Origin of the sequence: Streptomyces abikoensis (assembly GCF_014648775.1) — a bacterium.
GTDB classification, from domain to species: domain Bacteria; phylum Actinomycetota; class Actinomycetes; order Streptomycetales; family Streptomycetaceae; genus Streptomyces; species Streptomyces abikoensis.
In genome coordinates this window covers 1-14312 of record NZ_BMRT01000016.1, presented here as the reverse complement: position 1 = coordinate 14312, position 14312 = coordinate 1, and the positions used below count along the sequence as shown (strand labels likewise).

The following is a 14312-nucleotide window of genomic DNA, read 5'->3' as shown; positions in this document are numbered from 1 at the left end:
TGATGACGATGTGATGTGGAATGCGTCTCAATCGTGGCTCACCGCATGTTTGAAACGGCGGAATAAGAATCGGCTAAAGAAGTGCCGAGCGGCTTTGGTCAAAGCCTGGCGAGGTATTAATTCCTTTTCGTGGGACCCCGTTTATCGGTGTGTGGCCGAGGGGTTCCGCGCCGTTTCCCGGCGGGCCGCCGGGCCGACCGGGAATTACGATCATGGTGGGCCGGAACCGTGCAGCCAGAACGCGCCATAGGCAGCCGACGCGAGCGCGACAGCCGTCATCACCGTCACCACGCGTACCGTGCGTAGCCGGGCCAGGGCCACCGCCAGGGGCAGCAGCAGGGGAAAGGCCGGCAGCATCAGCCGTGGCTTGGACCCGAAGTACCCCTTGGCCGTGAGCGCCAGCAGCAGCACCGTGCCCGTATAGACGAGCAGCGGCAGCGGCTGCCCCTGACGCACTCCGGCCAGATACAGCCGGATCACCAGGGCCACCCCGAGCAGCAGCGCCGCCCCCGCCGGCCAGGCCGGGCCCGTCAGCCGTTCCCAGATGAACGAGCCGAAGGCCAGCCCACCGTCGAAACCATTGCCCCAGCCGCCCTGGACATCGAGATAACCGGTGGCGGAACCGGTGCGCACCCCCACCCAGGCGACATACGCCAGCCACCCCAGCGGCGCGAGCACCACTCCCGGCAGCACCCGGGCGAACGGCGGCGCCCCGCCCCGGCGGCGGGCCCGGACCAGGACGACCGCCGCCGTCAGCCAGACCGCCGCGACCACGGCGGCGCCCACCGGCCGGGTCAGCCCGGCCAGCGCCGCCAGCGCGCCCGCCCACGCCCACCGGCCGGTCAGCACGCAGTACAGGCCCCACGCCGCCAGCGCCGTGAACAGCGACTCCGAATACGCCATCGACTCGACGACGCCCACCGGCAGCGCCGCCCACAGCACCGCCAGCGCCACCCCGGCCCGGCGCCCGTACCGCAGCGCGCCGACCGCGAAGATCCCCCACGCCGCGGCGAGCGAGGCGACCGCCGAGACCACCAGGCCCGCGTCCCCCGCCGACAGCGGCAGGACCGCCGACAGCGACCGCTCCAGCCAGGGCAGCAGCGGGAAGAACGCCAGATCGGAATGGACCTTGCCGCCCGCCAGCTGGAGCGTGTAGCCGTAGCCCTGCTCGGCGATGCGCGCGTACCAGATCGAGTCCCAGCGCGCCGACAGCAGATGACGCGCCTCCTTGCCGTCCGCCAGCCCCCACAGCGCCAGCGCCACCACGCCCAGCACGCGCACCGCCGCGTACAGCAGCAGCGCGGGCGCCGCCCGGCGGAGCGCGGCACGCGCCCGCGCGGGCCGGCCGCCGACGGGGACGCCGGCGGATATGCCGGTGGGCCCGCTGGTGGACATGCCGGCGGAGGCGGAGGAAGCGCGAACGGTCACCGATCGATTGTCCCAGCCCGGCGACGTGAGAGGGGCCACGTGGGTTCCGCCGGGGTTCGCGTACGCTGTCGACTCACTCGCCCCCTGATACCGCCGGGGCTCATTGGTCCCCAACTGGTTTCCCCGGCCCCCTGGCCGCGAGCGCATGACACGGAGGTGTGTGGATGTCCGGGACGACCACCGCCGGCCCCAGAAGGCCGGTCGGCGTTCCCCGGCAGCGGCTCCGGCCGCGCCGCGCGGAAGGGCCGGGTGCCGCCTCGACGAGCCGGTGGACCGTGCTCGTCGTCCTCTGCGTCAGCCTGCTCCTGGTCGCCGTCGACGCCACCGTGCTGCACGTCGCGGTCCCGGCCGTCACGGAGGACCTGCGCCCGGGCGCGATACAGCTGCTGTGGATCGTCGACGTCTACCCCCTCGTCTGCGCCTCGCTGCTCATCCTCTTCGGCACCCTCGGCGACCGGGTCGGCCGCCGCCGGGTGCTGCTCCTCGGCTACGCCCTCTTCGGCGTGGCCTCCGGGCTCGCCGCCGTCGCGCCGACACCGGAGATCCTGATCGCCGCCCGGGCGCTGCTCGGCGCCGGCGGCGCGATGATCATGCCGGCGACGCTCTCGATCCTCCGGCAGGTCTTCCCCGATCGCCGGGAGCGCGCCCTGGCCATCGGCGTGTGGAGCGCGGTGGCGGCGGTGGGCGCGGCCGTCGGGCCGCTGCTCGGGGGATTCCTGCTGGAGCACTTCTGGTGGGGCTCCGTCTTCCTCATCAACATCCCGCTCATGGCCGTCAGCCTCCCCGTCGGCCGCTGGCTGCTGCCCGAGTCGACCGGCGACCACGACGGCCCGTGGGACGTCCTCGGCGCGCTGATGGCGGCGTTCGGCCTGTTCGGCGTCGTCTACGGGGTCAAGCGGGTGGGCGGAGCGGAGGCGCTCTCGCTGGGCACGGTCGTCCCGGCCGCCGTGGGCGCCGCCCTGCTCGTCCTCTTCGTCCGGCGGCAGCGGCGGCGGGCCCATCCGCTCGTCGACCTCACGCTGTTCGCGCGGCCCGCCTTCGGCACCTCCGTCGGCTGCATCGTGCTGGCCATGCTGGCGCTGGTCGGCCTGGAACTCATCGCCGCCCAGTACCTCCAGCTCGTCCTCGGCCTCACCCCGCTCGAGACGGGCCTGCGCCTGCTGCCCCTCACCCTCGCCGCGATGGCCGCCGGCCTCGCCGGCTCGCGGGTGCTCCAGCGGTTCGGGCCGCGCGCGATGGTCTCGGCGGGCTTCGTGCTCACCGCGATGGCGGTGCTCTCACTGACCGTCATGGGCGCGGAAGACCGCCCCTACGCGCTGATCGCCGGCTTCGTCCTGCTCGGCTTCGGCCTGGAGACCACGCTCTTCGGAGCGTACGAGTCGATGCTGAGCGAGGCCCCCGCGCGGGCGGCGGGCGGCGCGGCCGCGATCGGCGAGACGTCGTACCAGCTCGGCGCGGGCATCGGCATCGCGCTCCTCGGCAGCGTCATGAACGCGGCGTACGCGCCGGGCGTCGACGCCGTCCCCGGCGTCCCGAGCGCGGCGGGCCTGGCCGCGAGCCACTCGCTGGGCGAGGCGTACGAGGTCGCCGCCCGCCTCGACGGCCCGGCGGGCGCCGCGCTGCGGGTGGCCGCGCGGGACGCCTTCGTGCACGGCCTCCACGTGACGCTCGTGGTGAGCGCGGGGCTGCTCGCGCTGGGCGCGGTGGCGGCGCTGCGGCTGCCGCGCGGGCTGGAGCCGGCGGAGGGCTGAGGCCGCCCCGGCGGGTGCCGAACCCCACCCCGGCCGGGTCTGGACGCCGGGGGTTACCCACCCGTAGCGTTCTGGGCAGGCGATGATCACCCCGAACCGAGCCGGAGGCTGCCCCGTGTTCGATCCACATGATCCGCTCGGCATCGACGACCTGCTCACCGACGAGGACCGGGCCATCCGGGACTCCGTCAGGAGCTGGGCGCGCGACCGTGTGCTGCCGCACATCGCGGAGTGGTACGAGAGCGGCGAGGTCCCCGTGCGCGAGCTCGCCCGGGAGCTCGGCGCCATGGGCGCCCTCGGCATGCAGCTCACCGGCTACGGCTGCGCGGGCGCGAGCGCCGTGCAGTACGGGCTGGCGTGCCTGGAGGTGGAGGCGGCCGACTCCGGCATCCGTTCCCTCGTCTCCGTGCAGGGTTCCCTCGCGATGTACGCCATCCACCGCTTCGGCTCCGAGGAGCAGAAGCGGCGCTGGCTGCCCGGGATGGCGGCCGGCGAGATCATCGGCTGCTTCGGGCTGACCGAGCCCGACCACGGCTCGGACCCCGGCGGGATGCGGACGTACGCCAAGCGCGACGCCGGCGGCGACTGGCTGCTGACGGGCCGCAAGATGTGGATCACCAACGGCTCGGTGGCCGGCGTCGCGGTCGTCTGGGCCCGGACGGACGAGGGGATCAGGGGATTCGTCGTCCCCACCGACAGCCCCGGCTTCTCCGCGCCCGAGATCAAGCACAAGTGGTCGCTGCGCGCCTCCGTCACCAGCGAGCTGGTCCTGGACGAGGTGCGGCTGCCCGCCGACGCGGTGCTGCCCGGGGCGAAGGGGCTGGGCGGCCCGCTCGGCTGTCTCAACCACGCCCGGTACGGCATCGTCTGGGGCGCGATGGGCGCCGCGCGCACCTGCTTCGAGACGGCCCTGGACTACGCGCGCACGCGCGAGCAGTTCGGCCGGCCCATCGGCGGCTTCCAGCTCACCCAGGCCAAACTGGCCGACATGGCGCTGGAGCTCCACAAGGGCGTACTGCTGGCCCACCATCTGGGCCGGCGGATGGACGCGGGGCGGCTGCGGCCGGAGCAGGTGAGCTTCGGGAAGCTCAACAACGTGCGGGAGGCGATCGAGATCTGCCGTACCGCCCGGACGGTCCTGGGCGCCAACGGGATCTCGCTCGAGTACCCCGTGATGCGCCACGCGACGAACCTGGAGTCGGTGCTGACCTACGAGGGCACCGTGGAGATGCACCAGCTGGTGCTGGGCAAGGCGCTCACCGGCCTCGACGCGTTCCGGTGAGCACCGGGCCCTGCCCGTGCGTCAGCTCTGGTTGAAGAAGCCGCCCTGTGCGCGGCCCCCCTCCCCGCTGACGACCTTGTAGTCGGCGGGGGTGAGCAGGAAGACCCTGTTCGCCACGCGTTCGATCGAGCCGCGGAGGCCGAAGGTCAACCCGGCGGCGAAGTCCACCACCCGCTTGGCGTCGCTGGGCTCCATGCCCGTGAGGTTGACGATGACCGGTACGCCGTCCCGGAACAGCTCGCCGATGCCGCGGGCGTCCCGGAAGCCGTCCGGGGTGACCGTGGCGATACGGGTGCCCTGTTCCTGTGCGACCTCGTCGGCCACACGGACCTTGGGGTTGGTCACCCAGGAGTCGCCGGGCTCGGTCCCCTCGTCCGAGTCCTCTTCGTAGCCGCCGTAGTAGCGCTCGTCATCGCTGTCGTCGACGAGGCCAAGCCACGCACTCGCCTTGCGCACCGATCCCATGGACGCCTCCTCTCACACGCGGTGTGTTCCGCCCGCTCCTCTATGGTCGTCCATGATGCGGATGATGTGCCAAGTGGATGGCGGCCATGCGGGGATTTCGTGACGCATCTGGTGCAAAGTGGGTGGCGGTGCGTCAGAAACTCCTATGAGCCGACCTTAGGCGCCGGACCTGGGCATATGCGGCATGGACCGGAGTGGACGGCCTCCGGCCCAGCTCGATTGTCCCCGCTGACTAGGATGCCCGGGCACATCGACACCACACACGGGGACACGTTTTGTTCGGGATCATCAGGCCATGCCGTCACAGACTCTCGGAGCGCATGCGAGCGGAGTGGATGGCGCATCTCTGCGGACTCTGTCTGGCGTTGAGGGGTGATCACGGGCAATTCGCTCGAATAGCAACCAACTATGACGGTCTCGTCATATCGGTGCTGGTCGAGGCGCAGTCCACGGAGACGAAGGAGGCCGGCGCCTGGCGGCGCACCGCCGGGCCCTGCCCGCTCCGCGGGATGCGCTCCGCGTCCGTGGCCCACGGTGAGGGCGCCCGGCTGGCCGCCACGGTCTCGCTCGTCCTGGCCTCCGCGAAGATGCGCGACCATGTCGCCGACGGCGACGGGTTGTTGGCGCGCCGTCCGGTCGCGGCGGCCGCGCGCGGCATCGCCGCCCGCTGGGAGGGGGCGGGTGCCCGTACGGGGGCGGAACTCGGTTTCGACACGGCCGTTCTGGTCGACGCCGTCGAACGGCAGGCGGGCGTCGAGGCGCTGGCCGGTCCGGGCACCCCGCTGCTGGAGGTCACCGAGCCCACCGAGACGGCCACCGCCATGGCCTTCGGATACACGGCCGTGCTCGCGGGCAGGCCCGCCAACCGGCCGGCGCTGGAGGAGGCGGGCCGGCTCTTCGGCCGGCTCGCCCATCTCCTCGACGCCGTCGAGGACCTGGAGGAGGACGCCCGCACCGGGTCCTGGAACCCCATCACCGCCACCGGTACCGGCCTCGACGAGGCGCGGCGGCTGTGCGACGACGCGGCGCGCGGGGTGCGGCTGGCCCTGCGGGACGTTACGTTCGCGAGCAAGTCCCAGGGCAGGCTGGCGCACCTCCTGCTGGCGCACGAGCTGGAACGTTCCGTGGACCGGGCGTTCGCGACCGGCGGCTGCGCGACCCACGGGCACACCGCCGACGGGCACGCGGCGGGGCACGGGCACGCCGCGCCCGAGGGCGCCTTCGGGCCGCCGCCCGTGATGCCGCCGACCGCGCCGCCGGAGCCGCCGAGGGGCGGCCGCCGGCGACGCCGGGGGCTCATCGCGGGCTGCGCCGTCTGGACCGGCATGTTCTGCACCGGCCAGATCTGCTGCAAGGACCCCTACTCGGACCCCTGGGACGGGCGGCCGCGCGAGGGTTGGTGCGCCAAGTGCTGTGACAACTGTGATGGTGGCGATTGCGGCGACTGTGGTGACTGCTGCAATTGCTGTGACTGTTGCAGTAAGTGCTGCGATGGATGCGACTGCTGTGACGGTTGCGATTGCGGCTGTGACTGCTGAACCGCCCGGCCCGAAGGGCCGGGCGAAGGGGCGGTGCGTGGACGTGCGAGGGGAGGGCGCGGCAGAACTGCCGCGCTGGTGAAGGCAGCGGGCGCCGGGGCGCGCGGGCGCCACGGCGCGCGTCGTGTCTCGGCGGTACGAGGACGCGCGGTCAGCTCGTACAGGAGGCGGACCACACCCGGCCGAAGTCGATGTGGTCGCGGGTGACGAGCCGCTGCCCAGGACGCATGACGTAAGTGGAACAGCCATCCGGTTGTCCCGTCAACCGAGTTGAGACGGGCTGCCCACACTGTGGACGCCGTTCTGGACAGGGTTGACAGCGCCCCGAGGCCCCGGCTTAGCCTCGACGTCCGGCCGTGCTGAGGGGCGCGTCCGGTGAAGGCGGCACCATCCCGTGTTCGATCACCGCATCCACGGAGCCTTCGCATGCCCGCGCACCCGCGCCCCCCGTCCCACCCGCGTCCCGCCCCCTCCCTCGTCGTCGTCGGCGCGGGCCCGCGTGGCACCGGCCTGGTCGAGCGCATCGCCGCCAACGCCCCCGAACTCCTCGCGGGCGCCCGCCTCGACCTCCACCTCGTCGACCCCCACCCACCGGGCGGCGGCCGGGTCTGGCGGCACGACCAGTCCCCGCTGCTGTGGATGAACTCCATGGCCGAGGACGTCACGATGTACACCGACGACTCCGTCGAATGCGCCGGCCCGGTCCGCCACGGCCCCTCGCTCGCCGAGTGGGCGGCCCGCGTCCGCGACGGTGCCGAAACGATCCACCTCGATCCCGGAACGGCCGCCGAGGCCCGGGAGCTGACGCCCCGGAGCTTCGCCGGCCGACGGCTCCAGAGCGCCTATCTGTCCTGGGTGTACGACCGCGCGGTCGCCACCCTGCCCGCCGGGATCACCGTCCACGAGCACCGCCGCCGGGCCGTACGGCTCTCCGGGCCCCGCGACGGCCGGCAACGGGTGTGGCTGGAGGGCCGGGGACAGCCGCTCCTCGCCGACGCCGTCGTCCTCGCCCTCGGCCACCTCGACGCCGACCCCGGCCCCGGCGAGCGGGCCCTCGCCTCCTTCGCCACCGACCACGGACTGACCTACCTGCCGCCCGAGTTCACCGCCGACAGCGACCTGGACGCCCTGCGCCCCGGCGAGCCCGTCCTCGTCCGCGGCTTCGGCCTCGCCTTCGTCGACCTCATGGCCCTGCTGACCGAGGGCAGAGGAGGCCGGTTCACCACCGACGCCAAGGGCGCGCTCACCTACCACCCCTCCGGGCGCGAGCCCGTCCTCCACGTCGGATCCCGGCGCGGCGTCCCCTACCGCGCCAAGCTGAGCTACGGCTGGCACGGCGAACCGCCCCCGCTGCCGCGCTTCCTGGGCCCCGCCGAGATCCAGGAGCTGCGCGCCCGCCCCGGCCGGCTCGACTACCACCGCGACATCCGGCCGCTGGTGGAGAAGGAACTCGGCTTCGCCCACTACCACCGGCTGTTCACCGCCCACCCGGCGCGGACGGCAGTCGACTGGCAGGTCTTCGAGGAGAAGTACGCCGTCTGCGCACCCGGCAGCGCCGAACTCGACGCGCTGGTCTCCGCGTCGGTGCCCGACCCCGCCGACCGGCTCGACCTGGAGGCGCTCGACCGCCCGCTCGCCGGGCTGCGCTTCCCCGACGGGGAGGCCCTCCAGGAGGGCCTGCGTGCCCACATCGAGGCCGACCTCGCCCGCCGCCACAACCCCTGCCACAGCCCGGACCTCGCCGTCTTCCTCGGGCTGCTCTCCGTCTACGGGCAGCTCGCCGCGCTCGGCGACATCGGCACGGAGTGGCACGGCTTCTTCAGCTACCTCGCCTCCGGGCCGCCCGGCCCCCGGCTGCGGCAACTGCTCGCGCTCTCCCGCGCGGGCGTCGTCCGGTTCCTCGGCGCCGACACGGCCTACGAGACGGACGCGGAACGCGGGGTGTTCCGGGCGCGGAGCGTCAGCGCGCCGGGCCTCGGCGTCGAGGCGCGGGCGCTGGTGGAGGCGCGGTTGCCCGAGCCGTCCGTCGACCGGTCGCGCGACCCGCTGCTGCGGGAGCTGCGGCGAGAGGTGCGCGTCACGCCCGCCGGGCTGCTCGCCGTCCACCCCGAGGACGGGCGGGTCCTCGGGACCGACGGGGTGCCGCATCCTCGGCGGTTCGCGCTCGGGCCGCATACGGACGCGCGGTCGTCCGGTGCGTTCGCTCGGCCCGGGACCAACGCGCCTGCCTTTCGGCAGAACGATGCCGCTGCGCGGGCGCTTCTTGCGCTGTGCGCCGGTGTGCGCTGAGGCCGGTTCGCGGCCGCGGGCCGGTTGTGCCCACCTGTGCCGCCCTTGCGGCACGACTGCCCACAACCTCTGAGGGAGATCCCCATGCCTGAACCTACTCGTCCGCTTCATCTCTCCGTCGCTCTCGACCGGCCCGGGACCTACGCCGCCGAGCCCTACGTCGAGGCCGCCCGGCTCGCCGAGCGGGGGCGGTTCGACTTCGTCACGCTCGGCGACTCGTTCGGGCCGCCCCGGCGGGGGCGGGGGCGGCTCGACGCGCTCGCCGTGCTCGCCCGGGTCGCGCCCGCCACGGAGCGGATCGGGCTCGTGCCCACCGTCACCACCACCCACACCGAGCCGTTCCACGTCTCCTCCGCCCTGGCCACCCTCGACTGGGCGAGCCGGGGCCGCGCCGGGTGGACCGTCGAGGTGTCCACGGACGACCGCGAGGCGGCGGTCTTCGGGCGGCGCGAGGCGCCGGACGCCTGGGCCGCCTGGCGGGAGGCCGAGGCCGTCGCCGACGTCGTCGCCCGGCTGTGGGACAGCTGGGAGGACGACGCCGAGATCCGGGACGTCGCCTCCGGGCGGTTCGTCGACCGCGACAAGCTCCACCACGTCGACTTCGAGGGCCCCGGCTTCAGCGTGCGCGGCCCCTCCATCGTGCCCCGCCCGCCGCAGGGCCGGCCCGTGGTCGCCGTCGACGCCACCGCACCGGCCGCCCAGGCCACCGCCGCCCGCCACGCGGACGTCGCCTACGTCCGCGTCGGGAACCCGGACGACCCCCGGGCCGCGCACGCCGTCCGCGCCGCGCGCGGCGACTTACGGCAACGCGCCCGGGCCCACGGCCGCGACCCCGGCGGCCACGGCGGCCGGCTCGTCGTGCTCGCCTCGCTGCCGGTCGCGCTCCACGCGGCCGCCGACGCGGTCGCGCTCGCCGACCTCGTCGACCGCTGGTACACCGACGGCGTCGCCGACGGCTTCCACTTCCGCCCGCAGGACCCCGACCGGGACCTCGCCCTGCTCGTCGACGGCACCGTGCCCGTCCTCCAGCACCGGGGCCTGCTGCGCGGCTTCTACCCCGGCTCCACCCTCCGCGAGCACCTCTGTCTCGCCCGCCCCGCCAACCGCTACGCCACCGTCCGGGAGACCACCGTCAGGGAGACCGCATGACCACCCGCAAGCGGATGCACCTCGCCGCGCACTTCCCCGGCGTCAACAACACCACCGTCTGGGCCGATCCGCGCGCCGGGAGCCAGATCGACTTCTCCTCCTTCGAGCACCTCGCGCGCGTCGCCGAGCGCGGGCTCTTCGACTTCTTCTTCCTCGCCGAGGGGCTGCGGCTGCGCGAGCACAAGGGGCGGCTGCACGACCTGGACGTCGTCGGCCGGCCCGAGTCGGTCACCGTGCTGAACGCGCTGGCCGCCGTCACCGAGCGGCTGGGCCTCGCCGCCACCGTCAACGCCACCTTCAACGAGCCCTACGAGCTCGCCCGGCGCCTCGCCTCCCTCGACCACCTCAGCGGCGGGCGCGCGGCCTGGAACGTCGTCACCTCCTCCGACGCCTTCACCGGCGAGAACTTCCGGCGCGGCGGCTACCTCGACCGGGCCGACCGCTACACCCGGGCCGCCGAGTTCGTCGCCACGGCCCGCGAGCTGTGGGACTCCTGGCTGCCACATTCGTCGGGGGCGGACGGCACCCCCCGCCCCTTCGTCCACCGAGGGCGGCACTTCTCCGTCTCGGGGACCTTCGACGTGCCCCGCAGTCCGCAGGGCCACCCCGTGGTGATCCAGGCGGGGGACTCCGAGGAGGGCCGGGAGTTCGCTGCGTCCGCCGCCGACGTCGTCTTCACCCGGCACGGCACCCTGGAGGCGGGCCGCGCCTTCTACGCCGACGTCAAGGGGCGGCTGGCGGCGTACGGGCGGCGGCCCGAGGAGCTGAAGATCATGCCCGGGGTCACCTTCGTGCTGGGCGACACCGCCGCCGAGGCGCAGGAGAAAGCGGACGTCATCCGCGAACAGCAGGTCTCCCCGCAGACCGCGATCCTCACCCTGGAACAGGTCTGGGGCCGGGACCTGTCGGCCTACGACCCCGACGGGCCGCTGCCCGACGTCGACCCCGACCCGGAGGGGCGGCTGACCCAGGGCCGGGTGCCGCTGGGCGATCCGTTCGCCGTCGCCGCCAAGTGGCGCGCCCTGTCGGAGGCCAAGGGCCTGTCCATCCGGCAGACCGTGATCGAGGCGACCGGGCGGCAGTCCTTCATCGGCACCCCGCGCCAAGTGGCCGCGCGAATGGACGAGTTCGTCACCGAGGAGGCCGCGGACGGCTTCATCCTCGTCCCCCATCTCACCCCCGGCGGGCTCGACGACTTCGTCGAGCGGGTCGTCCCCCTGCTCCAGGAGCGTGGCGCGTTCCGTGCGGAGCACTCGGGGTCGACACTCCGGGACCACCTAGGGCTGCCGCTGCCCGTATGGAAGGGTTGACCGCCATGAGCACGAGTGACGCGCGACAGCGGTGGAAAGAGTGGCGCGAGGAGCGCGCCGAGGCGGCCTCGGCCCCCTACGGCCCGCTCGCCCTGACGGGCACGCACTGGCTGTCCGAGCTTCCGGAGGGGCGAATCCCGGACACTCCCGGGCGCTGGACCGAGGCCCCGGACGGCGCCGGGGTCCTGCTGACCGCTTCCGCCGGCGACGGGCTCACCCTGGACGGGCGGCCGTTCGAGGGCGCCACGACGCTCACCGCCGACGCCGGGCCGGGCTCGGCCCGGGTCGCGCACGGGGAGCGGAAGCTGCTCGTCCTGTGCCGCGAAGGGCAGTGGGCGGTCCGGGTGTTCGACCCGGCCGCCCCGGGCCGCCGGGATCGACGCCTTCGCGTACGACGCGAGCTGGGTGCTGCCCGGGGTGTTCCGTCCGTACGACCGTGACCGGACGGTCGCGGTGGAGAACGCCGACGGGCGGACGCGCGGCCTGGGCGTCGCGGGTGAACTGGCCTTCGTCAAGGACGGGGAGGAGTACGCGCTGCGGGTCTCGGCGGAGGCCGACGGCTCGCTGTGGGCCGTCATCGCCGACGGCACCAGCGGCGTCTCCAGCTATCGCTTCCGTTTCCTCAAGCCCGGGGTGCCGGACGCCGAGGGGCGGCTGACCGTCGACTTCAACCGGGCGCTGCTGCCGCCGTGCGCCTTCGCCGAGCACTTCATCTGCCCCTTCCCGCCGCCGGGCAACCGGCTGCCCTTCGACGTCCCGGCGGGGGAGCGGAACCTCCTCGCCCGCTGACGCGTCACAGTGTCTGCTCAGAGCGATGTTCGGGCAGGGCCGGGCGGGGACCCCGGCGGCCGGAGAGCCGCCGGGGCGCTTCGTGGTGCGCGGGGGCGCGTCCGAAAGGAGCCCTTGCGCCATGCCGCCGATGGCCCGAATACTCCCGAACAGCGCTTGTCAGGGGCACGGCGAAAGCGGAATCCGGTGTGCCTTTTTGGCTGCGCCTCACGGGTCCGCGCCCACCACGTGGACCCCCGACCCCCCTCGGGAGGAAGAACGTGAGGATCAAGCGCACCACCCCCCGCAGCGGCACCACCGGCCACCGCAGGGTCCTGGCCGTGACGACCGGACTCCTGGCCGCCTCCGCCCTCGTCACCGGCGTCGCCCGGGCCGAGCCCGGCGCCCAGGCCGCCACGTCCGCTTTGTCCGCCGCCCGGCTGGCCTCGCTGAGCACGGCCGTGGAGTCCGCCGACGTCCCCGGTACCGCCTGGGTCGTCGACCGGGCCACCGGATCCGTCGTGGTCACCGCCGACTCCACCGTCTCCGACGAGGCCATCGAGAGCATCAGACGCTCGGCCGGGGACGACGCGGACGCGATACGCGTCGAGCGCACCCCCGGCACCTTCCGGAAGCTGCTCGCCGGCGGCGACGCGATCTACGCGCCGACCTGGCGCTGCTCCGTCGGCTTCAACGTGCGCAAGGGCAACACCTACTACTTCCTGACCGCCGGCCACTGCACCCAGGGCAAGCCGCAGTACTACACCAACTCCAGCCACACCACGAGCATCGGCCCCACCACCGGCACCAGCTTCCCGGGCAACGACTACGGCATCGTCCAGTACGCCAACGGCTCGATCCCGCACCCCGGCGCGGTCGACCTCTACAACGGCGGATCGCAGCGCATCACCACCGCCGGCAACGCCACCGTCGGCCAGCGCGTCCAGCGCAGCGGCTCCACGACCGGGGTCCACGGCGGCACCGTCACCGGCCTGAACGCCACGGTCAACTACGGCAACGGCCAGGTCGTCCGCGGCCTGATCAAGACCAATGTCTGCGCGGAGCCGGGCGACAGCGGCGGCGCGCTCTTCGCCGGCTCCACCGCCCTCGGCCTCACCTCCGGTGGCAGCGGCAACTGCTCCTCCGGCGGCACGACCTTCTTCCAGCCGGTCACCAAGGCGCTCGCCGCCTACGGGGTGAGCGTCTTCTGACCCGTCCGCCCGGCACTCCTCCAGGCGCCTGACCGCGAGCGCGCTCCGCCCTTCCCCACGCCTGCGGCCAGCAGCACACGAGCCCCCGGCCCCCCTGGGCCGGGGGCTCGACCACACCCTGGCGCGGGCATACCGTGGAGATGTATCACCCGACGGTAACGGCAGGGGGTCATGATGCTCGAAGACCTCGTGGCGGCGGCGGTGGCCGCCGGGTCGGCCGGGGCGGTGTACCTGGCCGCGGCGTCCCGGGTGGTCAAGCAGTACGAGCGCGGTGTGGTGCTGCGGCTGGGGCGGCTGCTGCCGAACATCCGGCAGCCGGGATACACCATGATCGTTCCGGGTGTCGACCGGCTGCGCAAGGTGAACATGCAGATCGTCACGATGCCCGTCCCGGCCCAGGAGGGCATCACCCGCGACAACGTCACCGTCCGGGTGGACGCGGTCGTCTACTTCAAGGTCGTCAACCCCGCCGAGGCCGTGATCGCGGTCGAGGACTACCGCTTCGCCGTCTCGCAGATGGCCCAGACCTCGCTGCGCTCGATCATCGGCAAGAGCGATCTGGACGATCTGCTCTCCAACCGGGAGAAGCTCAACCAGGGGCTGGAGCTGATGCTCGACAGCCCGGCCATCGGCTGGGGCGTGCAGATCGACCGGGTCGAGATCAAGGACGTCTCGCTGCCGGAGACGATGAAGCGCTCGATGTCGCGCCAGGCGGAGGCCGAGCGCGAGCGCCGGGCCCGGGTGATCAACGCGGACGCGGAGCTGCTGGCGTCGAAGAAGCTCGCGGAGGCGGCGGGCACGATGGCGGCGCAGCCCGCCGCGCTGCAACTCCGGCTGCTCCAGACGATCGTGGCGGTGGCGGCGGAGAAGAACTCCACGCTCGTGCTGCCGTTCCCGGTGGAGTTGCTGCGGTTCCTGGAACGGGCGGGGGCGCCTGCGGAGCCGGAGGCTCCGGAAGCTTCGGGTACGCCGGACGTGCCGCCCGCCGTTCCGGATACCGGTGACGGGGAGGCCGGTATCGGACACGCGTAGTCCCGGAGACTCCGCCCCCGGACCCCTGGGATGCCGTTGGCGAATTCGGGGTTTGATCACTTCGCCCTGTCGGGTTGTTACCCGACAGG

General features: G+C 73.5%; 10 protein-coding genes and 1 pseudogene. 9 read left to right on the top strand and 2 right to left on the bottom strand.

The genetic code is table 11. The annotated features are described in order from the left end of the window. Positions 1-210: 210 nt before the first annotated feature. A complete protein-coding gene (locus IE096_RS30335; RefSeq protein WP_189457248.1) occupies positions 211-1395 on the bottom strand; it encodes a putative hexosyltransferase in 1185 nt (394 codons plus the stop codon). A gap of 197 nt (positions 1396-1592) precedes the next feature. Between IE096_RS30335 and IE096_RS30330 the strand changes: the two genes are divergently transcribed. Together IE096_RS30330 and IE096_RS30325 are read left to right on the top strand one after the other, a co-directional pair. Then, positions 1593-3179 (top strand): MFS transporter, encoded by a 1587-nt coding sequence (locus tag IE096_RS30330; protein WP_189457184.1) that lies wholly within the window; start codon positions 1593-1595, stop codon positions 3177-3179. An 82-nt stretch (positions 3180-3261) separates the two neighbouring features. Continuing rightward, positions 3262-4461 carry an acyl-CoA dehydrogenase family protein gene (locus IE096_RS30325; RefSeq protein WP_189457182.1) on the top strand — a complete coding sequence of 400 codons (1200 nt, stop codon included), beginning with the start codon at positions 3262-3264 and terminating at the stop codon, positions 4459-4461. A gap of 21 nt (positions 4462-4482) precedes the next feature. Here IE096_RS30325 and IE096_RS30320 read toward each other — a convergent pair whose 3' ends face one another. Then, positions 4483-4926 (bottom strand): cell division protein SepF, encoded by a 444-nt coding sequence (locus IE096_RS30320; RefSeq protein WP_126913509.1) that lies wholly within the window; start codon positions 4924-4926, stop codon positions 4483-4485. A gap of 275 nt (positions 4927-5201) precedes the next feature. On the opposite strand from IE096_RS30320, the gene IE096_RS30315 reads away from it, so the two are divergent. The 7 genes and pseudogenes from IE096_RS30315 (at position 5202) to IE096_RS30285 (ending at position 14223) form a co-directional block, all read left to right on the top strand. Then, the gene (locus IE096_RS30315) at positions 5202-6464 is read left to right on the top strand and encodes a DUF5685 family protein (protein ID WP_189457180.1); all 1263 of its coding nucleotides are present in this window, start codon (positions 5202-5204) and stop codon (positions 6462-6464) included. A gap of 426 nt (positions 6465-6890) precedes the next feature. Then, complete coding sequence (locus tag IE096_RS30310; RefSeq protein ID WP_189457178.1) at positions 6891-8753, top strand: FAD/NAD(P)-binding protein; 1863 nt, start codon at positions 6891-6893, stop codon at positions 8751-8753. 84 nt (positions 8754-8837) lie between these two features. Continuing rightward, positions 8838-9902, top strand: a complete 1065-nt coding sequence (locus IE096_RS30305; RefSeq protein ID WP_189457176.1) for an LLM class flavin-dependent oxidoreductase — start codon at positions 8838-8840, stop codon at positions 9900-9902. After that, entirely contained in the window at positions 9899-11212 is a 1314-nt protein-coding gene (locus IE096_RS30300) for an NtaA/DmoA family FMN-dependent monooxygenase (protein ID WP_189457174.1), read from the top strand. Before IE096_RS30305 ends, IE096_RS30300 begins: the two co-directional genes overlap by 4 nt. After that, positions 11200-12001 (top strand): annotated as a pseudogene (locus tag IE096_RS30295) (DUF1684 domain-containing protein). Before IE096_RS30300 ends, IE096_RS30295 begins: the two are co-directional and overlap by 13 nt. Before the next feature lie 260 nt (positions 12002-12261). Next, on the top strand, positions 12262-13191 hold the full coding sequence (locus IE096_RS30290; protein WP_189457172.1) for a S1 family peptidase: 930 nt from the start codon (positions 12262-12264) through the stop codon (positions 13189-13191). A gap of 174 nt (positions 13192-13365) precedes the next feature. Beyond that, positions 13366-14223, top strand: coding sequence for a slipin family protein (locus tag IE096_RS30285; RefSeq protein WP_229820731.1), 858 nt, complete (start codon positions 13366-13368; stop codon positions 14221-14223). The last annotated feature ends 89 nt before the right edge of the window (positions 14224-14312 follow it).